Origin of the sequence: Tumebacillus amylolyticus (genome assembly GCF_016722965.1) — a bacterium.
GTDB classification, from domain to species: Bacteria; Bacillota; Bacilli; order Tumebacillales; family Tumebacillaceae; genus Tumebacillus; species Tumebacillus amylolyticus.
This window is the reverse complement of record NZ_JAEQNB010000006.1, coordinates 167,434-188,464: the sequence shown is the minus strand read 5'-3', so window position 1 is coordinate 188,464 and position 21,031 is coordinate 167,434. Positions and strand designations below refer to the sequence as shown.

General features: G+C 56.9%; 20 protein-coding genes and 1 riboswitch. Of the genes, 2 read left to right on the top strand and 18 right to left on the bottom strand.

Annotated features, from left to right (window positions below):
* Positions 1 to 4: 4 nt before the first annotated feature.
* From JJB07_RS18615 to JJB07_RS18545, 15 genes are all read right to left on the bottom strand, one after another.
* Positions 5 to 961: a carbohydrate ABC transporter permease gene (locus tag JJB07_RS18615; protein WP_347338370.1), complete on the bottom strand. Its 957-nt coding sequence runs from the start codon at positions 959 to 961 to the stop codon at positions 5 to 7.
* Positions 962 to 973: 12 nt separating this feature from the next.
* Positions 974 to 2,302 (bottom strand): sugar ABC transporter substrate-binding protein, encoded by a 1,329-nt coding sequence (locus tag JJB07_RS18610; protein WP_201637577.1) that lies wholly within the window; start codon positions 2,300 to 2,302, stop codon positions 974 to 976.
* Between the two features lie 26 nt (positions 2,303 to 2,328).
* Complete coding sequence (locus tag JJB07_RS18605; protein WP_201637576.1) at positions 2,329 to 3,489, bottom strand: anhydro-N-acetylmuramic acid kinase; 1,161 nt, start codon at positions 3,487 to 3,489, stop codon at positions 2,329 to 2,331.
* The gene (gene nagZ, locus JJB07_RS18600; protein WP_201637575.1) at positions 3,486 to 5,123 is read right to left on the bottom strand and encodes a beta-N-acetylhexosaminidase; all 1,638 of its coding nucleotides are present in this window, start codon (positions 5,121 to 5,123) and stop codon (positions 3,486 to 3,488) included. Before nagZ ends, JJB07_RS18605 begins: the two co-directional genes overlap by 4 nt.
* Positions 5,113 to 6,024: an N-acetylmuramic acid 6-phosphate etherase gene (gene murQ / locus JJB07_RS18595; RefSeq protein ID WP_201637574.1), complete on the bottom strand. Its 912-nt coding sequence runs from the start codon at positions 6,022 to 6,024 to the stop codon at positions 5,113 to 5,115. The genes nagZ and murQ overlap by 11 nt, the downstream gene beginning before the upstream one ends.
* Before the next feature lie 23 nt (positions 6,025 to 6,047).
* Entirely contained in the window at positions 6,048 to 6,962 is a 915-nt protein-coding gene (locus JJB07_RS18590; protein WP_201637573.1) for an N-acetylglucosamine kinase, read from the bottom strand.
* 12 nt (positions 6,963 to 6,974) lie between these two features.
* Entirely contained in the window at positions 6,975 to 7,709 is a 735-nt protein-coding gene (locus JJB07_RS18585) for a GntR family transcriptional regulator (RefSeq protein WP_201637572.1), read from the bottom strand.
* Positions 7,710 to 7,783: 74 nt separating this feature from the next.
* Positions 7,784 to 9,253, bottom strand: a complete 1,470-nt coding sequence (locus JJB07_RS18580; protein WP_201637571.1) for a protein O-GlcNAcase — start codon at positions 9,251 to 9,253, stop codon at positions 7,784 to 7,786.
* A 70-nt stretch (positions 9,254 to 9,323) separates the two neighbouring features.
* On the bottom strand, positions 9,324 to 11,279 hold the full coding sequence (locus JJB07_RS18575) for a SpoIID/LytB domain-containing protein (protein ID WP_201637570.1): 1,956 nt from the start codon (positions 11,277 to 11,279) through the stop codon (positions 9,324 to 9,326).
* 153 nt (positions 11,280 to 11,432) lie between these two features.
* Complete coding sequence (gene glnA / locus JJB07_RS18570) at positions 11,433 to 12,773, bottom strand: type I glutamate--ammonia ligase (protein WP_201637569.1); 1,341 nt, start codon at positions 12,771 to 12,773, stop codon at positions 11,433 to 11,435.
* Positions 12,774 to 12,841: 68 nt separating this feature from the next.
* Positions 12,842 to 13,270 (bottom strand): MerR family transcriptional regulator, encoded by a 429-nt coding sequence (locus JJB07_RS18565; RefSeq protein ID WP_201637568.1) that lies wholly within the window; start codon positions 13,268 to 13,270, stop codon positions 12,842 to 12,844.
* 163 nt (positions 13,271 to 13,433) lie between these two features.
* Positions 13,434 to 14,666: a methionine gamma-lyase family protein gene (locus JJB07_RS18560; RefSeq protein ID WP_201637709.1), complete on the bottom strand. Its 1,233-nt coding sequence runs from the start codon at positions 14,664 to 14,666 to the stop codon at positions 13,434 to 13,436.
* 48 nt (positions 14,667 to 14,714) lie between these two features.
* Entirely contained in the window at positions 14,715 to 15,524 is an 810-nt protein-coding gene (locus JJB07_RS18555; RefSeq protein ID WP_201637708.1) for a DUF817 domain-containing protein, read from the bottom strand.
* Between the two features lies 1 nt (position 15,525).
* Positions 15,526 to 16,905 (bottom strand): GTPase HflX, encoded by a 1,380-nt coding sequence (hflX, locus tag JJB07_RS18550; protein ID WP_201637707.1) that lies wholly within the window; start codon positions 16,903 to 16,905, stop codon positions 15,526 to 15,528.
* Positions 16,906 to 16,999: 94 nt separating this feature from the next.
* Positions 17,000 to 17,143: a hypothetical protein gene (locus JJB07_RS18545; protein WP_201637567.1), complete on the bottom strand. Its 144-nt coding sequence runs from the start codon at positions 17,141 to 17,143 to the stop codon at positions 17,000 to 17,002.
* A 233-nt stretch (positions 17,144 to 17,376) separates the two neighbouring features.
* On the opposite strand from JJB07_RS18545, the gene JJB07_RS18540 reads away from it, so the two are divergent.
* Positions 17,377 to 18,147: a TatD family hydrolase gene (locus tag JJB07_RS18540; protein ID WP_201637566.1), complete on the top strand. Its 771-nt coding sequence runs from the start codon at positions 17,377 to 17,379 to the stop codon at positions 18,145 to 18,147.
* A 56-nt stretch (positions 18,148 to 18,203) separates the two neighbouring features.
* On the opposite strand, the gene JJB07_RS18535 is transcribed toward JJB07_RS18540, so the two are convergent.
* Both JJB07_RS18535 and JJB07_RS18530 read right to left on the bottom strand, forming a co-directional pair.
* The gene (locus JJB07_RS18535) at positions 18,204 to 18,539 is read right to left on the bottom strand and encodes an Mpo1-like protein (RefSeq protein ID WP_236588194.1); all 336 of its coding nucleotides are present in this window, start codon (positions 18,537 to 18,539) and stop codon (positions 18,204 to 18,206) included.
* 29 nt (positions 18,540 to 18,568) lie between these two features.
* Positions 18,569 to 19,336: an alpha/beta fold hydrolase gene (locus JJB07_RS18530; protein WP_201637564.1), complete on the bottom strand. Its 768-nt coding sequence runs from the start codon at positions 19,334 to 19,336 to the stop codon at positions 18,569 to 18,571.
* Positions 19,337 to 19,498: 162 nt separating this feature from the next.
* On the opposite strand from JJB07_RS18530, the gene JJB07_RS18525 reads away from it, so the two are divergent.
* Positions 19,499 to 19,636 (top strand): hypothetical protein, encoded by a 138-nt coding sequence (locus JJB07_RS18525; protein ID WP_201637563.1) that lies wholly within the window; start codon positions 19,499 to 19,501, stop codon positions 19,634 to 19,636.
* A gap of 62 nt (positions 19,637 to 19,698) precedes the next feature.
* Here the strand turns inward: JJB07_RS18525 and JJB07_RS18520 are convergent, their stop codons facing one another.
* Positions 19,699 to 20,616, bottom strand: coding sequence for an ATP-dependent DNA ligase (locus JJB07_RS18520; RefSeq protein WP_236588193.1), 918 nt, complete (start codon positions 20,614 to 20,616; stop codon positions 19,699 to 19,701).
* A gap of 177 nt (positions 20,617 to 20,793) precedes the next feature.
* Positions 20,794 to 20,883, top strand: a riboswitch (cyclic di-GMP riboswitch).
* The last annotated feature ends 148 nt before the right edge of the window (positions 20,884 to 21,031 follow it).

Sequence of the window (21,031 nt, the reverse complement as noted above, 5' to 3'; positions counted from 1 at the left end):
CCTCCTAGTCTTCCGCTTTGCGGTACATCAGCCAGTATTGGGCGATGCCGAAGATCAACGTGATCACGAACAGCACAATCGCTTGTGCAGAAGCCAGTCCAAACTCCAGATCGCGGAACGCCGTCTTGTAAATCAACGACACCAACGTCTCTGTGGCATGTCCCGGGCCTCCGCCCGTCATGAGCAGAATCTGCGTGAACACTTGGAAGGAACCAATCAGGGACAACATGGTCAGATACAGCGTCGTCGGTTTGAGCAGCGGCACCGTAATTCGCCACCAGCGTTGTACTTCGCTTGCACCGTCGATCTTGGCCGCTTCATACAAGGAGTCCGGAATGGAGTCCATCGCCGCCAAGTACATGATGACGCCCACGCCCGGCGGGATCAGCACGCTCATGATGATCAGCGCCCAGAGTGCCGTGTTGGACTGGTTGAGCCAGTCTTGGGCAGGAACTCCGAGGAAGCCGAGCACATAGTTGAACAATCCATAGCGGTAGTTGTACACCCACCGCCAGACCATCGCGATAATAACCATCGAGGTGACCGTCGGCAGGTAGAACGCCCCGCGGAAAAAGCTCTGCGCCCGACGCCCGAGCGGGGAGATCAAGGTCGCCAACACCAAGGCGATCAACACTTGCAGCGGTACGGTGACCACCGTGTACTTCAAGGTGTTCCACAGTGCGGTTCGGAATGCCTCGCTGTCTGCGACAGACTTGAAGTTTTTGAACCCGACCCACTCGCTGCCGAACACGCCGTACTCTTGGAACGCAAGCACGAACGCCCAGATTACCGGGATGAGGACAAAGGCTGTGAACAAAATTCCTTTCGGTAACAGGAACAGATAAGCGGCTCGTTGTTTCCACATCTCGCGCAAAAGCGACTTCCGGCGGATGGCCGGAGGGGTCGCTTTTGCATCGAGTTGGGTCTTTGTTAACTCTTCAGTTGCTTGCGGGGAACTCACAGTTGTACCTCCCTATTTCGAGAGCAGTTCGTCGGCTGTCTTTTTCGCTTCCTTCATGGCATCCTCCGGAGATTTCTCCCCGTTGAGAACCAGTTGAAGCTGGGACTGGATCGCTTCGTCGATCTTCTTCCAATCAGCTTGTTTCGGCATCATCACCGCAGTTTCGGTGAGTTTTTGCGCTTGTTGCATTTGCGGGTTGTCGGCAAACGGGTTTTGGTCGGCCGCCGACTTGCGGGACGGGAAGACACTGTAGTTTTTCGCCGTAACGACTTGCTGTTCGGTCGAGGTCAGTTGCTTCATGAGGTCGGCGATGACTTTTTTCTTGCCTGCATCGTCTTGGTGGAACATCATCCAACCGCCGACGCCGCCGATCGTAACCGGCTTGCCGGAGCCCGTCGGGTACGCGGCCACCATGAAGTTTTTCATGTTGGCTTTTTGAGCCGCTTGGATCGCCCAAGTCGCCCACGGTTCAACTGCGACGTTTTTCTGTGCAGAGAACGCTTTCCAAGTTCCGCCGACGTCGCCGGAACCCATTTCCTTCGGTGCGACCGGGATGGTTTTCAGATCGGCGAGCTTTTTCATCGCGCCGGTTGCTTCTTTGGAATCGAAAGTGAACGTCTTCAAGTCGTCGGACACCGGGCGGCCGCCGTCCATGTAGAGGAACGGCCAAGATTCGTAGTATCCGTTTTTGACGTAGGTGGAGAGACCGTAGACATCCACTTTGCCGTCGCCGTCTTTGTCATAGGTAAGTTTCTTCATGTCGTCGACGAATTCATCCCATGTCCATTTGCCGTCTTTCGGCGGCTCGACGTTGCGTTCCTTGAAGATGTCGAGGTTCAGCAACATGCCGTGAACGGTCATCCCGCCCGGCAGACCGTAGAGCTTGCCGTCTTGGGTGTATGCATCGAGCGCGTTCGGGAGGAAGTCTTTTTTGTCATCGGCCGTTACGTACTCGTCGATCGGCTCCAACACTTTTTGCTTCAAGAACGCTGCGTTGACGCCGTTGCCGGAGATGTCGACCGGCGCGAGGTCCGGCCATGCTTTACCTGCGATAGAGACGCCGAGCTTGTCGTTCAATTCTGCCCACGGCACTTGTACGATCTCAACGGTGACACCCGGATGCGATGTTTCGAACGCTTTCTTCTGCGATTCGATCCACGCGTATTTGTTGCCGGCCTCTTCCCAACGCGGGCCGTCCCAGATCGTGATCTTGCCGGTCCAGTTGGCGGTTTCTTGCTTGGTGGTGCTTGCGGAGTCTTTGCTGCAACCGGTCACAGCGACGGTGAGCAGGGTTGCCGTAGCGAGCACTGCAAAAGCCTTGGAGTATTTCGTGTAGTTCATCTTCAAACTTCCTCCTCGATGTAAGTTCAGTCCCAAGTGATCTTGCCGAGCACGACCGGGCGCTTGGCACCGGTGGCTGACGGCAGATTGCCCGGTCTGCGATGGTAGGTTTCATAGCCGAGTACGGCAAAGGCGACCGCTTCTTTGGCATCGCTTGGGATGCCGGTCGCTTCGTTCTGGGTCAACACGTTCAACTGCGGCAGCTCTCGGCGAAGGCCGTCGAGCATCACCGGGTTGTAAGAGCCGCCCCCACCGACGATCAACTCGTCCATGACATGGTGCGGCAAGATAAACTCACGGATGGCACGAGCAAACGTCCGCACGGTGAAGGCGGTCGCCGTGGCGATTACGTCCTCTGCACGGAAGCCCCCCGCTTGGGCATCTCGCCACCAAGCGTCGACCATCTGCTCGCCGAAGAGTTCACGTCCGGTCGACTTCGGAGGTGCCTGTTGGAAAAAGGGCATCTGCAACCAAGGAGCCAAGAAGTCTTCCAACACTTGACCTCCCTGCGCCAGCCGTCCGTCCTCGTCATAGCGCTGACGGCCCTCGGTGAAGCGGTTGACCAAGCCATCGACAAGCATGTTGCCGGGTCCCGTATCGAACGCGACGGAATGTTCGGACGATGCACCGCGCGGCAAGACGGTCAGATTGGCAATCCCGCCGATGTTGGCGAGGATGCGCCCGCGATCAGGGGCTGCAAACAACAACGCATCCACAAACGGCACCAAGGGAGCTCCCTGCCCGCCCGCCGCCATGTCCCGCACGCGGAAATCGGCGACGACGGGTCGGCCCGTTTTTTCAGCGATCACAGAAGCCTCCCCGATCTGGAGCGTGGACGTCACCGCGTAGCCCGCGATCTCCTCGGCAACGGGGTGGTGATAGACGGTTTGACCATGCGACGCAATAAACATAATATTTGTTATGTCTACTCCGGCTCGTTCCACGACTTGCAGAACCGCGTCTGCAAACACATGACCGAGCAAAAAGTTCATCTGCGAGACTTCCGCTGCCGTTACACTCGGCTCAAACAATCGGAAGATCCGCGCACGAACTTCTGCGGAGAACGGCACCGTCTCGAAATGATCGAGTCGCACTTGCACATGCGGCGGTTCCCCTGAGATCGTGGTGATCGCGACATCCACACCGTCTACTGAGGTGCCCGACATCAGTCCAATGCATGTGATCATCGCGAGACCTCTAAGGAAATCGGCAGTCGTCCCATCAATTGGCGTTTGCCGAAAATCGCTTCGGCTGCCACGTCGATTCCCTCGGGCGTGAATTCGTAAACTGCGATGTGCGCATCAAACCCCTCGCAGACGGTACTGTCATACGGGGTCCGCATCGAGACGACCAAGCGAGGAATCGGCAAGTCGCGCAGATGGCGCAACAGCTCAACCTGACCTTCCGAGAGATGAGCGTTCAACGTTCCGACCACGACTGCCTGACAGGTGGACGCCGTCTTGACCGCCTCCGCGATCTCCTCCGCTGTCGGCGGGTTCGACAGTTCGATGCGTACGACATTCGAATGTTGACGCTCGATGGCCGTCGCCAGCGGGTTGATCAGATAACGGTCATCTTCAACGGGCGAGAGCGAAACGTTTCGCAAGTAGACTACCGCCACTCGGTCCTCCGCTTTCAATTGAAGCGGCAAAGCTCCGGGTCGAGTCGAGGTCAACGTCACCGCAGCTTCGTACACGTCGCGTGCCAGTTGGCGGTGCTCTGCACAACCGACGACAGAATCGGGAGTCAACTCCCCCTGCTCCAACTTCTCGAACAGCGGCAACCAATCATCCCAGCTCGTGTATTTCTCCTTCAAGGAGAGTACGCGCTGTACGGACGCTTCCAACCGCTCCTTTGTCAACTCGCCTTCTTCTACCCCGCGCAGGAAACGCTCGACAGCGCCTCTTTGCCAATCGTGGGTGTGCGAGATGAACGAGAGATCGACACCGGCGAGAAACGCACGGTACGTGCCTTCCACCGTGCCGATGGTCTTGGCGATGGCGTGCATCTCCATGCAATCGGTCGTAATGACGCCGTCAAAGCCCATTTCCTCCCGCAAAAGTCCTGTAATGACACGATGCGAAAGCGTTGCAGGCGTGTCGTCCGGCTCAAACTCAGGAAAGACCACATGCGCGATCATGATCGCATCCACTCCGGCTGAAATCGCTTTCAGGAACGGAGGCAGCTCCACGGCATGAAGTCGAGCCCGATCGTGTGGAATCAACGGCAAAGTCAAGTGCGAGTCAAGCGATGTGTCGCCATGTCCGGGGAAGTGTTTCCCGCAAGCAGCCAGCCCGGCCGCTTGGAGTCCCCGAATCGCCTCAACACCAAATTCCGACACTTGCCGGGGGTCTTCCCCATAAGCACGAACTCCGATGACCGGGTTGCGCGGGTTGTTGTTGACATCGAGCACCGGCGCGAGGTTGAAGTTGAACCCGAGCGCCCGCAGTTCACGTCCTGTGGCGTGCGCCACATCATGCGCCCAAGCCGAACGACCTGCCGCACCCAGCGCCATGTTGCCGGGAAAAAGCGTCGTGCCCGCCCCAAGGCGGCGCACGATGCCATTTTCCTGATCGACAGAGATGAGGAGCGGATGCGTGTGTCCGGCGTCGTAGGCTATTTTTTGCAAGGCGGTGTTCAAGCGCAGCACGTCTTGAGGACGACCGACGTTTCGAGCGAACAGGATGACGCCGCCGATGTGATGCTCACGAATCAAATGTTCGATCTCCGGCGACGGTTCGGAGCCGTGAAACCCGAACATCATCGTCTGGCCAACCTGTTGCGCAACGCTGAGTTGGGAGAGGTCAGAGTTACTCGGCATGAGTTCCCTCCTCGATAGCGAGTCGAGCGAACCCGTTCGCTACCTCCAACCGACGTTCTGCTTCTGCCACGTCACAGCCTGTTTTCAGCATCACCAACGCGACTTTCGCACGACGACCTGCCGATGTCAAAGCGGTTTCCGCTGTTGCGTGATCCACACCTGTCGCATTCATCAACATGCGACACGCGCGGTCCACCAACTTGATGTTGGTCGGCTTCACGTCGATCATCATGTTGCCATACGCTTTGCCAAGCCGTACCATAACGGCGGTCGAGATCATGTTCAGCACCATTTTCTGTGCGGTGCCGGCTTTCAGACGCGTGGAGCCCATCAGCACTTCAGGGCCGGTTGCCACTTCGATGGCGACATCAGCATTGCCACTGATCTCCGCTCCTTCGTTGCAGGACAAGGCTACCGTTCCGGCCCCCACGCTCTTGGCGAAGTTCAGCGCACCCGCCACATAAGGCGTGCGCCCGCTGGCACTGAGTCCGACGACGATGTCATGGGCGCCCAAGGCATGTTTGCGCAGGTCATAAGCCCCGGCATCTGCATCGTCTTCAGCCCCCTCCTGTGCTTCCACCAAAGCGTCAAGTCCGCCTGCGACGACACCGACGACCACGTCCGCTTCAATGCCAAACGTCGGCGGGCACTCCGATGCATCCAATACACCAAGACGTCCGCTGGTTCCCGCTCCTATGTAGAGCAAGCGTCCCCCGCGCCGAAGCCGTTCGACGATTCGATCTACCGCCTCTGCGATGCGCGGCAAAGCGGCACTCACAGAATCTGCGACCGTGCGGTCCTCGCGGTTCATCAACATCACGATCTCCAGCGCATTCATTTGATCCAAAGTGTCCGACTGCGCGTTGGTTTGTTCTGTAGCTAATTTTGCGATCGATTCCACGCTGTGAGACGCTCCTTTCGTTCCTAACGCCCCTCCTGTGCCAATCGAAGGGCACCAAATACGGGAGGCTGTCCCGGACGCACGTCCACCGTGTCGGGCAAGCGGGCTTCAAACAGCCCAATCAACGGACTGCCTGTTGAAAAAAGACCCCCCGCCAACACGACGGTCAAGCGTCGAGCCGTAACGTTCATTTTTTGCAAAAGCGCGACGACGAGCGCCGCAAGTTCATCTGCGGCTCCCTCCACCAGAGCTTGTGCCACAAGATCTCCGGCGGTTGCCGCGTCGAACACCAAACGAGCAGACTGTGCCACGTGCCCCCGCGAAGACGTTTCCCCGTAGACGAGGGGAAGCAAATCGGTTGGCTCCTGCACGCCATAGGCGTTCAGCACGAGCTCCGTCAGCGCCGTCTGCGGGTCGCGTCCGTCATAGGCGCGCAGAACGGAGGTGATCGCTCGGCGGCCGAGGTCGTAGCCACTGCCTTCATCGCCAAGCAAGTAACCCCATCCGCCGACGCGGGTCTCTTCTCCCGCCTCGTTGCGCCCGTACGCGACAGAGCCGGTACCGGCAATCAGTACGATGCCGACGCCCAGCTCTGCGTCCACAGGCAGTCCCGCTTCCAATGCGATGCGGGCATCATGGACGACACGCACGTTTGCAGTTGGCCAATGTGTCGCCGCCCACTCCTCCATTCGCACACGATCCGATTCGCGATCGATCCCGGCAAAACCGAGACAGAGCGAAGCGACTTGCGCGCCAAGAGGAACGTGCGTTCGCAAAAGGTTAAACAGTACAAAAAGCGACTCCTCCACCCCGGCCCAACCGTGATGATTCACGTTGGAGCCCGGCGTGGTCAGATCTGCGAGGATTGTACCCTGTTCCGTGACGGCGACTGACCGTGTCTTCGTTCCGCCGCCGTCGATGCCGATGTAGATGCGCATTCGCCTCACCTCCTAGCGATGCAATTCGGCGTAGAGCTTGTAGCGGTCGCCACGGTACACCGACTTCACGTACTCAATCGGCTCGTCGTCCGCGTCAAACGTGGTGCGTTCGATCTTGAGCACCGCCGAACCGGCCGGAATGCCGAGAATGTCAGACTCTGCCGGACGGGACAACCCGACTTCCATGGTTTGGCGGGCGTAGCGGATCACCAAGCCGTATTTCTCCTCCAAGAGGTTGTAGAGCGAAGTGGAGTGCAAAGACTCCTGCTCCAACTCCGGGAAGCGGTGCAACGGCAGATGTGAGATCTCGTACGCCATCGGCTTGTTGTCTGCGAGGCGCACACGCTCAAACACGATCACCTGCTGGTTGATGCCGACTGCCTCGAGACGAAGTTCAGCCGCTACGGCGGGAGTTGCGTCCTGCACGTAGATGGCGAGAATCTTCGAGTCGGGCTTCAAGCCACGGTTGCGCATGTCTTCGCTGAACGACGTCAGCTTGAGCAACCCTTGGTTGAACTTCGGCTCCGCGACAAATGTCCCCTTGCCCTGCTCGCGGACGAGCAGACCCTCTTTGACCATCTCCCCGAGCGCTTGGCGCACGGTCATGCGTGAGATGGAGTAATGGTCGGACAGTTCGCGCTCCGACGGCAACAAGGCCCCCGGCGGCAATTCACCCGACAGGATGGCTGCGGATAGTTTTTCTTTTAATTGATAGTAGAGCGGTATTGGGATGTGTTTGTTCAGCATCTGCTTCACCTAAGTTATAGAGGTCTATACCACTATATATTCTGACTATGCTTCTTATATCCTGCTGTGTAAGGTTATTTTTCGAGAGATTTCGCGAAGTCGATGATTTCGGGAGCGATTGTGTTCGGATCGTCTGCCAGCGTGCGGAGTTTGGTCGCCAGTTGTTGGCGCAGGTCGTTCCGCTGCGGGTCGGTCGGCGCTTTTTGGGCGAGGTCCAGCGCGAGCAGCCCGGCTTCTGCTTCTGAAGCAAGTTTTTTCAGCCATGGCTCGATTTCGGTGAGCAGTTCTTGATTGTTGACCGTCTCCGTTATTTTTTTCGGGAGATCGCGGAGATGATCCAATTCCGTACGCAACGGTAAGGAGTCGGCGTCATTCGCTTGATAGGCGGCGACTTTTTTTCCGAACTCGGGGTTGCTTGCGCTGTGTACGGGGCTTTTGCGGGCGTAGGAACTGAATGTCATCAACGGATCAGGGTCTGAAACACCCGGCAGTGCCTGGATCGCGGCAAGCCATGCTGTATCCGGATTGTAGGTCGTCGGGTGGTCGAGGTAATCGCCGAGGGTCGCGAGGGCGATCTTGGACGCTTCCGATTGCAGCATGGGGTTGGCGAGCCACCCCGCCGTATGTCGGTCGAGGTCGGTGTCACGGCCTTCGACGGGACCGAGGAAGAGCTGTGGTTTTTTCTGAATCGAGTAGGTGAAGTCGTTGACGGGGTAGTTGTCCCAGACCAACGGCTTGCGTCCCAACAAACGGGTGACCTCGTCCGCTTGTGACGAGGTGATGCGCGGCGAGAGAATTTTCTCCCCTGTCCAAATCACTTGAACTTGCTCGTGAAGGGCGGTGCGCAGGGTCTGCCAGTACGGATTGTCCTTCAGACCGTAGTAGGTGGTCGGAGCAAACCACAACTTGAACTGCGGGTCGCGCGCCTGTTCCGTTTGCAAAAGCCAATTCGCCAACTCCGCATGCGCTTTGGCGAGGTCCCCGTCGTATACGCTCAGGTCGGCGCTTTTCAACTTCTCCTGCACATCGTCGAACGACAGCATGATCGTATGGACGCCCAGCCCGCGCAATTGCTCAACTTTTGCCGCCAATTTCTCACGGTCGGCTTGTGACGAACAGGTGATGGCCGCTTGTTCCATCGCGGGTGTGGACATCTCCCCCGGCAGTGGAGCCGGTAAGCCAGGTGAAATCGAGTACACGAATTTGACGCCGCTGCTCTCCGCTTGTTTCGCGAGGGCTTTCATACGCGCCGCATCTTCTGCGGGATAGAGGTCTCCCCACTTCAGGCGTTGGTACGGATCGTCCTTCGGAGCGTAGACATAGGTGTTCATATGATGCTGCCCGAGAAACGACAGCATGTCGAGCCGCTGTTCTTGCGACCACGGCTTTCCATAAAAGCCCTCGATCACGCCGCGCACGGCGAACGAGGACGTACTTGGCGCAGGCGCGGTCTGCTTCTGCTCCGTCGAACTTGAACAGGCCGTACTCCCGACCACCCCTGCCAATACGAGGACTCCCAGCCCGAGTTTCGTCGTTTGCTTCAATGTGTTCCCCCCTGTGATGTTCCAGAAAAAAAACCACAGGTACGTGCCCCTGTGGTTTCTCTCTTCGAACTTACATCTCGTACACGTTCACCAATTCCATCCCGCTGTAGTACGCATTCAGAATTCGGTCGTACGACCAACCTTGCGCGCCGAGGCTCGAAGCCCCGTATTGGCTCATGCCGACGCCGTGTCCGTTGCCGCCGCCGTAGAACGTGACGGTGGTGAGGTTGCCGTCCGCATCGCGAGCAATGTCAAACGTAGCAAACGCCGACGGGAGAATCGTGTAGTTTTTCAAGACGAACGCCGGGTCGTACGCCGAAGAGCCGCCCTTGGCACGGGAGAGCAAGACGTCCGCGCCGCCGGTGTACGCTTTGTTCGGGCGAATCGTGAAGCGAATGTTGTACTCTTTCACGATTTTGTACGTGCCCGTGCTCCCTTCGATGACCAATTCCATCATGTTGCCGCCGGTGCCTCGCTTCGCAACGTAGAGGTTGTTCACGGTGCCGACGCCGCCCGCCGGAATCGGCTTGGAGACGTATTGACCGTTTGCGTCCAGCGTCAAGATCGCGTTCGGATCCGCTTTGTAACGGTCGGAGAGGTTGCTGTTGATCGTGTTTTGCAGTTCGGTTTTGGAGAAACCGACTTTCCAACGGAAGTAGTACGATTCGGAATCGTAACCGGTCAAGGACAAGTTCTTGTAGAACGAGTTGAGCGCCGCTTCATCCTGCGTGTTGAGGTTGAGCAGTTCACCCGGTTGAGCCGGATCGTACACGTAGCTTTTCGCATCCAGGTACGAAAGCGGCGTGCCCGGGAAGGAACCATTGCCGTCCGCCCAGACTTCGTGCTTCGCCGCGCCGTATCCACCGGACGTGGAGTAGTAACGAGCGTCGACCAGTGCGTCCCCGCTCTTCATGATCAAGCCCTTCGTTTCCTTGACCGCTTGCGAGGTCAGATCATTCTCGGCACTGTTGTTGTAGACTTGGCTCAGGGTCGAGTCGTCTACATGGAAGCCCTTCGTTGCATACCGGGTGCTCTCATAGTCGCCCAGTGCGTACGTACGTGCTGCCACGCTCTGTGCTTTGAGCGCTTCCAGACCGAACGAAGCCGGCATCTCGGACGGCACCACTTGGCGCAGGTAGTCTTCGATCTGCACTTCGTTGATCAGTTGCAACTTGCCTGCCGTCGTCGACGGCGTGATCTCGAAGTCGCCGTGGTACAGCGGATAGCCGTACGCACGCTTAAACGTCATGATCTGCACCGGAGTGCTCTCCACCGCCGGGTACACATAGAGACGGTTTGTTGAGACGTAGAGGTCTTGACCCGCAACCGATACGTGCGTGCCATCTGCGCCCGGCACCAGTGCGACGGCGGTGCTTGCCGCGATGTCGGTGGTCCAGTGGGATTTTTTGTCCTCCACTTTCAGCCCGCCCGCAGACGTGAAGTCCAGACGCGCATGGTCGAGCGAGGCAAATCCGTTGTTGTTGATGCCGACACGCATCGTGTTGACCGGAGTCTTGCCTTCGAGAAGCACGAGGTCGCCTTGACCTTGCTCATCATAGAAAACGCTTACATTCTCTGCCCCGACCGCGATGTCTTGAAAAGACTGCGGAATGACGTGCCCGTTCTCGACACGGAACACCGAATACGTATCCGCCAGTCTCAAAGCCCCGTGCAATTCCAAATCGAGCGTGTGTGTCGTCGTGGTTTTCGCCATGACTTTTTCATGGAAGTACGGTGCGGTTACCGCCGCTCCACGGAAGTCCACGATGCGGTCGTCCTTCGCTTTGAAAGACACATATTGCCCCGCTTGAGCCACAAAGGATTTGTTGTTCGTGTAGTACGACTTCGCTTGACCGTTTGCGATCACCGTGTAGTGATACTCCGATCCATCTGCGACGGCGCTCACGACAAACGCATGCTCGATGCTGTCCATGATCTTGTTGTCATCCCCTGCAAAGGCTCCGCTCGGGAACAAGAGTGTGGATACCATTGCTGCCATCGCCAGCATTCCCGTTCCTCTTGCCATTGTTTTCCCCTCCCCTGTTCGTTTGTTTGAAATCCAGCAGTGGTCTATACCACTACCCGACACTTTCTCCAACCTTTCTGAAAATTCCTGCCAACAGTCAAAAAAAAGAACCTCGCCCGCATGCGGACGAGGTTCTCTTTTTCCAAAAAAATCTTAGTAGGTGGTCAGGTATTGGTTGCGCTCCCACTCGTGGACGGTGGTGCGGAACATATCCCATTCGATTTGCTTCATTTCAACGAAGTGGGTAACAACGTGTTCGCCCAGTGCAGCAACGAGCAGTTCGTCAGCCATCAGTTCGTCGATCGCTTCTTTGAGGTTCGCCGGCAGCGAGAGGATGCCGTTCTCGAGGCGCTCTTCTTCGTTCATGACGTAGATGTTGCGGTTGACCGCATCTTGGAGCGGCAGTTCGCGGCGTACACCGTCAAGGCCGGATTGGAGCATCGCAGCCAGTGCGAGGTACGGGTTGCAAGCCGGGTCCGGGTTACGAACTTCGATGCGGGTACCCATGCCGCGGGAAGCCGGGATGCGGACGAGCGGGGAACGGTTTTTCGCAGACCATGCGATGTAGCACGGTGCTTCGTAGCCCGGTACCAGACGCTTGTAGGAGTTGACGGTCGGGTTGGTGATCGCTGCAAAGCCGCGAGCATGTGCGAGAATCCCTGCCAGGTAGTGCTTCGCGGTTTGGGACAGGCCGAGTTCGTCGGACTCATCGTAGAACGCGTTCTCGTTGCCTTTGAACAGAGATTGGTGGCAGTGCATGCCGGAGCCGTTGATGCCGAAGATCGGTTTCGGCATGAAAGTTGCGTGCAGGCCGTGCTTGCGAGCGATGGTCTTGACGACCAGTTTGAAAGTCATGATGCTGTCGGCCGAAGTGACGGCATCTTCGTATTTGAAGTCGATCTCATGCTGACCGACTGCAACTTCATGGTGAGAAGCTTCGATTTCAAAGCCCATTTCTTCGAGGGTCAGTACGATCTCACGGCGGCAGTTTTCGCCGAGGTCAACCGGTGCGAGGTCGAAGTATCCGCCTTGGTCGTTCACTTCGGTGGTCGGGTTGCCCTTCTCATCGAGTTTGAACAGGAAGAACTCCGGTTCCGGACCTACGTTGAAATCGGTGAAGCCCAGTGCGCGAGCGTCTTCCATTGCTTTTTTCAAGATGCCGCGCGGGTCGCCCGGGAACGGGGTGCCGTCCGGCATGTAGATGTCACAGATCAGACGAGCGACTTTCCAACCGTTTTCAGTTTCCCACGGGAAGACGAGCCACGTTGCGAGGTCCGGGTAGAGGTACATGTCGGATTCCTCGATGCGAACGAAACCGTCGATGGAGGAGCCGTCGAACATCATCTTGTTCTCAAGAGCTTTGTCGAGCTGAGAAACCGGAATTTCAACGTTCTTGATAACGCCCAGCAAGTCGGTGAACTGCAGGCGGATATAGCGTACGTTTTCTTCCTTCGCGAGACGTTTGATGTCTTCAGCTGTAAAATTGCGTTTCATGGTCTTCTGCTCCTCCTCGACCCCGTCCCTCTGTAGGTTTCATGGCAGGACGGTGGTTCTATGTGTGATTAGTGGAAAAACCGCGACAGGTCGCCGGCGTTGAACGTGTTGCTGTGGACACCGGTACGTCCTGGCTTGTGCAGAATTTCCTTTTTCAACAGATCGCGAAGTTCGCGGTCTGAGAGGTCCTTCTTGACCTCCTTGACCATCTTAGCCTGCTCCTTCTCGGTGAGTGGAAGCAGTTCGGACGACGTCTTCGCCGTCCCCAAGACCGTCTTGATCCCCGCGATGTTCAAACCCTGCTCGATGAGTCTCTTGATCTCCAGCAGCCGCTCTACATCGTTGAACGAGAACAGTCGTTGGTTCCCTTCCGTTCGCGCCGGGCACACGAGCATGTGCTGCTCATAGTACCGAATCTGGCGAGCGGTCAGGTCGGTCAGCTTCTGGACGATGCCGATTGGAAACAGGGCGAGGTTGCGGCGAATTTCATCATTCATGTTCACCAGCGCCTCTCTCTAAGATATCCCCATTATATGCATGTTAGAGATACCTGTCAACGCATGTGAGCTAATCTAACATGAGTTTTTTGAAAAAAAGACCAAGTGGCGAGTTCCCCCTTGGTCTTTTTCCCTGTGTCCTCCCACTCTATGCAGAATTCGCCTAGAGGTGCCCCGCCGCTTTCAAATTGGCGACGGCGGAGAGAACCGCGATCTTGGTATGTTGATACGTCAAGCCGCCTTGCATGTAGCCGATGAACGGTTCGCGAATCGGGCCGTCCGCCGAGAGCTCAATCGACGAGCCTTGGATGAACGCTCCGGCCGCCATGATCACTTCGTCCGCATAGCCCGGCATCGCCCACGGCTCCAAATTGACGTGCGAATCCACGGGTGCCGCCGATTGGATCGACTGGCAGAACCCGATCAGACGTTCACGAGTGCCCAGACGCACCGCTTGGATGATGTCGGTGCGCCTTTCATTCGCGGACGGATGAGTGACGAGACCGAGTTCTTCAAAAAGCGCGGAGGCAAACACCGCGCCTTTTAACGCTTCCCCAACGATGTGCGGCGCGAGGAAGAAACCTTGGAACAACGCTCGGTTGGTGCCGAGCATCGCGCCCTGCTCCGCCCCGATGCCGGGGGAGGTCAGACGGCAAGCGGCACGGTGTACGAGATCGGCACGGCCCACGACATAGCCGCCGGACGGCGCGAGGCCACCGCCGGGGTTTTTGATCAGAGAGCCGACGACGAGATCGGCACCGACTGCGGTAGGTTCCGTTTTTTCCGTAAATTCACCGTAGCAGTTGTCGACGAAGACGATGACGTCCGGCTTGATCTCCTTGACGAACTTCACCATTTCTCCAATCTCTTCGACGGGGAACGACGAACGCCACGAATATCCGGCCGAGCGTTGAATGCCGATCATCTTGGTGTTCGGTTTGATTTTGCGGGCGACTTCTTCGTAATTTACTTTGCCGCGCTCGGTGAGCGGTACGCAATCAAACGACACGCCGAACTCCCGCAGCGACCCCTCGCCCTCTTCCCCGCGCACGCCGATGACTTCCTCCAACGTGTCATAGGGCTTGCCCGTGATGTAGAGCAATTCGTCGCCCGGGCGCAAAACTCCATAGAGAGCCAGCGAGATCGCATGCGTGCCGGAGACGATGTGCGGGCGCACCAACGCTGCCTCGGCACCGAACGTTTTGGCGTAGACGACTTCCAACGTCTCCCGACCGGCGTCGTTGTGACCGTAGCCCGTCGAGGAAGCAAAGTGGAAGTCGGCGACTTTCTCCTCTTGGAACGCTTGCAGGACTTTGGCTTGGTTGTAGAGCGCAACCTCTTCGATATGGCGGAATTGGTCGGCGACGGTTCCTTCGATCTTGGCGGCAAGTGCCATCCAAACCGGATCGTTCAGTAGATTCAGTAATGACAAAGCAAGTCTCTCCTATTCCTTACTACTCTGTTTGACGAACTTGAGTTGCGCAACGAGGATGCCCTCGACGATGATCAGCATGAACCACGACGAGATCTTCTCCGGATGAACGAAGTGCCAGCCGTGCGCTTGGTCGGGGTACTGCCACGCGCCGTAAAAAGTTGCGATGTTCTCCGCGAAGTAAACGAACAGCCCCACGAGAAAGAATCCGAGCACGAGCGGCATCTTGCGCACACGCCCGCGCACGGTGTAGAGGATCTGCGTGCGCCAGAAGACGATCAGCACGAGCGCCAAAATCCACCATCTGTAGTCCCCAATATAATGATGGGTAAAAAAGTTCAAGTACCCCGCCGTCGCGACCGGCAGAGCCAGCCACCACTTGGGGTAATTTGCGAGATTCATGTCCAACCGTCGCCACGCTTGGCAGACATAGCTCGCGACACTTGCGTACATGAACCCGCTGTAAAGTGGTACGCCCGCGATCTTGGTGAGAGCCGGCTCCGGATACGCCCAAGAGCCCATGTGGACTTTGTAGAGTTCCAGCGCCAGTCCGAGCAAATGGAACACGCCGATGACTTTGACCTCGTCTCGGGTCTCCAGTCCTGTTTTGTACATGATGATCTGCATGACCAAACAGCCGAGCAGCAGGAAATCATAGCGGCCCAGTCCCGGGATGTGAACAGAGTGCGAGACAGCCAACAAGCCGAAGATGCAGACAGCGAACAGACAAGACATCGCCTCATGGTACGTGAAGTACGTCAAGTCCAGCAAGCCGTCCCGAAGCCGGGACGGCTTTTTCGGTTGAGCTGGAACTGCGTTCATGTTAGTGTACGACATCGTCCGACTCCGGCGTGGTGAAGTCGAAGTAGATTTTCTTGGTTTCTTTTTGCGGGACCACTTCTTCCGCTTCTTGCAGGAAGTACGCTTTCAACTCGTCCGCCAAGCGCTGCGGCACTTCGGCTTTGAGGTAGGTGCCGCCCTCGCGGTGCTCTTCTTCGAAGATGCGGCCTTCGCGGTGAACTTGCGATGTCAACGCCGCTTCCTTATAAGGAACTTCCACCGTCACCAACAGATGGCGAACGCCGGCGAGGTCGTTCGCTTTTTCCATCATCACGTCGAGCCCGTCGCCTAGCGTCGCCGACACGCGCACCGTCTCCGTGGAGTTCGGGTCGTTGCCAATCCAAGCGCCCGGCACGAGGTCGATTTTGTTAAAAACGGTGAGGATCGGGCGATCCAACACGTTCAGCTCTTGCAGCACGTCATACACCGTCGCCATCTGCACATCAAATCCCGGATGGCTGGCATCGACCACATGCACGATCAAGTCGGCCTCGGCCGTCTCTTCGAGCGTTGAGCGGAATGCGCGGATCAAGGAGTGCGGCAACTGCTGAATGAATCCAACCGTATCGGAAAAAATTGCCGTTTTCCCATCCGGCAATTGCACTTGGCGCGTCGTGGTGTCCAGCGTATCGAACAGACGGTTGCGCCCTTCCGCCACTTCGCGGTTGCCGGTGCCGTAGCGTTCGACGATCGCCTTCATCAACGTCGATTTCCCCGCGTTGGTGTAGCCGACGAATGCGATGACGGGAATTTCTTGCTTTTTGCGGCGTTTCTTGTGCAAATCGCGGTGTTTGCGAACCTCATCGAGTTGGCGCGAGAGTTCGAGGACGCGCCCGCGAATGTGTCGGCGGTCGGTCTCGAGCTTCGTCTCCCCCGGTCCCCGTGTCCCGATGCCGCCGCCCAGACGCGACATCGCAGCTCCTTGCCCGGCCAAGCGAGGCATGAGGTAGTGCAATTGGGCAAGTTCGACTTGCAGCTTGCCTTCGCGGGTTTTCGCCCGCATGGCGAAGATATCCAAGATCACCTGCGTGCGGTCCAAGACTCGGCACGGCAGAGCATTTTCCAAATTGCGAACGTGCTTCGGCGAGAGTTCCGAGTCGAACACGACCACGTCGATGTTCAGCTCCTCAATGACTGCGTTCAGTTCGGCGAGCTTCCCCTTGCCAATGTAGGTGGCGGGGTCCGGCTGGTCGCGGTTCTGCAGCAGTTCGGTGACGACTTCGGCTCCGGCGGTTTCCACGAGCCCTTTGAGCTCCGTGAACGCCATGGTCCAGATCTCGTCGTCATGGCGGGCGAGTTTGAGCCCGACCAGAACGGCGCGCTCGGTGCGCCCTTGGTTGTCATAAATGTCATGCATGTGCATCACCCTCAACTTTCCCCCCCATTCTACCACATCCGCCAGAACATGAAAAAAGGACGGCTTTTTTCCCGCCGTCCTCCCCCCTTGGTCCAGCCCCTTATCGTTTTGCGCGTCGGCGCATAAATGTCGGAATCGCGCCGACGATGGCTCCGATGATCGCAATCCAAACCAACGCCAACACCGAAAGCTTCAAGATCTTCCACAAAACCACCGCCACCAGCAGGCCGATGATGATGCCCATGCTCGCCACCTCCCTCAAGGATTGTGAGGGTAGTATTTCCAGCCTGCGTTTCGTCATGCATATCATTCCGAAATTCGTAAAACTATACTTTTGGCCAGTGTTCATTTTTTCTAGATTAGATAGAATCTAGATACGACCTTTTTTACCCTACACCTATTTATGTTGGCAGAGACAGTTCCATTGTCTCTGCTCTTTTTTTGTATACTGAAGGGAATGAGAGGAGGCGGGACGGAATGTTTGATGCGCACTTGCATCTGGAGATGTACCCGGATGAGGAGATCGGCAGACTCATCGACTTGTGGCGCGAAGGCGGTATCGAAGGCGTGGTGGCGGTGTCTACGGGGCTTGCGTCGGCGTATCGGACTTTGGACTTGCAGCAGAGATTCCCCGACTTCGTGCGGGCGGCGGTCGGAATTCACCCGGAGTATCCGGTGCCGCCTGAATCTGATGTGGCGGAACTGCTCGGGCTGATTCGACAGGAGCGGCACCGCCTCGTCGCAATCGGCGAAGTCGGGCTTCCTCATTATGAAGCGGCGAAACTCGGTACGGGTGCGTTGGAGGCTTGTCTGGAACTGCTGGGGGTCTTTGCAGAAACTTCGCGGGAACTTGATTTGCCGTTGGTGTTGCACGCTGTGCATGACAAAGCGCCGCTTGCCTACGAGACTTTGATGAGCCACGGAGTGAAGCGGGCTCACTTCCACTGGTTGAAAGCTGCGCCTGACGACCTGCAACGCATCGTCGAGGCCGGGTACTACGTCTCGCTCACACCGGACGTCTGCCACCGCGAGCGCGATCAACAACTGGCAAAGTCCGTTCCCCTCTCCCAACTCCTGCTCGAAACGGACGGACCGTGGGAGCATGAAGGCCCGATTTTCGGCGGTCGCCCGACGACGCCGCTTTTTCTGCGCGAGATGGTGGAGCCTGTCGCCCGTTTGAAAGGCGTGACACCGGAGGAATTGGTGCGACGGATTCGGGAGAATACGCAGACCTGCTATCGTTTGTAAAAAAAGAGCCACTCCCCGCGCGTGGGCGGAGATGGCTCTTTTTTCGTATTCCGGCACTAGTTTTGCCGAGCCAGCCAGGTCTCGGCTCGCTTGACTTCCCGTCCCATGCGACCTGTCAGCAAGAGTCTGTACATGCGAAAGTCTGCTCGCAACGACCAAAGCGGGTATGTGAACGTCGCCGGGCGGTTGCGCTCGATGAAGAAATGGCTGAACCACGCCGGGCCGTACCCGAAGATCGGAACCAACAACAGCCACCACCAAGCTTGTTGCCAGACGATCCCTACAAGCAGTACCAGAACGCCCGTCGTCCCGACTGCATGCCAGAATCGGGTGGAAGGCTTCAAATGTTCGCTGACATAATAGACCCAGAATTCCTCGTAGGTGCGATACATGAGCCGGCCTCCTCTTGCCTTTTTTCTACTTATCCAATCAATTTGCGCAAGGCTTCCACGATGGGCGGCCATGCTTCTGAAGTCGGGTCGATGACTTTGAAGTGTTCAACGCCCGACAATTCGATCAATTCAACCGAATCTCCCGCTGCTTGTGCTTTGGGGAGGTAGTCGGTGCTGAGCGCCACCGGGACGTGCTTGTCTTCCGTGCCGTGGACCAAAACTTGCGGGACCCCGAACGGCAAGAGCTGTGCCGGTGATGCTTGTGCATAGCGTTCCGGGAATTCAGCCGGCGTGCCGCCCAAGAGCGCGACGACCGGAGAATTCTCTTGACGAACTTCCCACATGTGGTGCAAGTCGTTTGCACCGGCGAGCGAGAGTACGCCTTTGAGGCGAAGCGGAGTCGTGACCGCCAGTTCACTGTCTACCGGAAGTTGATGGCGTCCTGCGAGCCAGAGCGCGAGATGACCGCCGGCCGAATGTCCGAGAGCAACGACGCGGGAGAGGTCGAGCGGATACGAGGCCGCTACTTCGTGGAGATGGTCTGCCGCAGCTCCGACATCGAGCAACGTGCCTGGATACGCCCCGCCCTCATGCCCGATGCGGCGGTATTCGATGTTCCAAGAAGCATAGCCCCGCGCCCGAAAGTCCTCCGCCATGATGTCCATCTGATCCAAACCGTACTGCGCGTACCAAAAACCGCCGTGAATGATCAAAACGACCGGATGCGGGCCTGCTCCCTCCGGCAGTCGCAGTTCTCCGAAATGCCATTCGTTGTCCCCGTATGCAATGCGTTTCACGCAAGTTCAACTCCCTTCAAGTACGTAAAGAATACCAGAAAAGGCGGGCAAGTAAAATAATTGTCGAGAAGAGTCGGTTCCCTCTTGCATTGTACTCATAATTTTTATATTATTCTGATAAAGGAACATACTCTACTTTCCACATCAGGAGGAGAAGAACAGATGCTCACTCATGACGATGTGCAACAGATTCTGCAAATGGTAGATAACTTGATCGCCTCAGAGACGGAAACAGAAGTGAATTCTTGGTACGAACAAGCCTTGCACGTCATGCAAACTCGTGGCGTAACAGCTATTTAACCTCACAAATACGCACTTGTAATGGACCGCAGCCCCGTGGCTTACGGTCCTTTTTACGTGGATCACGGGTTGTCGTGCCAGCGACAGTCCTCAGGACGCTTTTGAACAAGGAACCCGCGAAAGCTCGTCTGTCGCAGTTGGTGCATTTCGTTGATGTCCCGATATTCAACACGACAGCAGAGACGGGGTTCAACCCACTGCGTTTTCCCGTCGTTGCGGGTCTGGATGTCGCGAGCGATTTGGGTGAAGGCTGTTTGTTCTTCTATTGAAATCCCCTGATCAACAGTTCCGACCGGCTTGGCGGAAACCGTCGGGAAGTGCAGGCCCAGCACCAGGGCGAACGGCGGGCCGGGCCGATAGCCGAGGATCAGGCAGTCGATTTCGTGGGGAATTTTGATCTTGATCCAGTCCTTGGATCGTGAATCTGGGACATAGAGCGACCCTACCCGTTTGGCGACAATTCCTTCGAGTCCGCGTCGGACTGCCTCTGCGTAGAGAGTCTTTCCACTCCCCCGTACAAATGGAGACGAAATCAACTTCCCTGCTCCCGCCTCCCCGATCATGGCCTGCAATCGCTGTTTTCGCTCTTGCAAAGGAGTTTGAAACCATGCCCGCTCCCCGCTGACGAGCACATCGAGCGCGACGAAGGTCGCGGGGTGCGTGACCGCGGCCTGTTTTATCGAAACGGAGTTGGTGAGGCGCAAACGATGCAAGTACGAATCAAATCCCGGCCGACCGTCGCGAAGTACGATCCCCTCGCAATCGAGCACAGCCTTTTCTTCACGGATAGCCCCAGCCACGTCTTGCAACTCCGGAAACTGCTCGGTCACACAGCGCCCAAACCTCGTGTACGCCTCCACTCGACGTCCCTGCTTATGCACCAACAACCGCCGTCCCCATTTCACATCAAACAGAAACTCCTCGTCCTCGAACGCCTCGTTCCCAAAGCTTGCCAACATCGGCCGGATCGGTTGAAACAACCACTCCTCCACATCCTCACCTCTCTATTATTAATAGAAAACTCACACAATTGAAAGATTCACAGTTGTTATCTAATTTATTTAAAGTCACAAATCTCTCCATCCGAGAAAAATTAATAATACACTTAACAAACAATACGAGCATGTGTTATGATGTTATCAAGCAGTATGTTCCATCCACGATAAAGGCAAACCTGTACGAAAGTCAGGGACGCAAAGCCATGGGCCTATCGCGTGAGTTCACGCCACGGTTGCCAGGTTACCGAAAGGAGGATAAGTATGGACATGAGCTTTTTCCGAGGAGTTTTCTACGGGCTCATTCCCGCTGTGGCGATTTGGTTTTTGATCGCTGCCACCGTTGTTCGCGTCGTGACCCAATAGAGACCTCGTAGTCTATCGATTTCTTCCGCCTCTC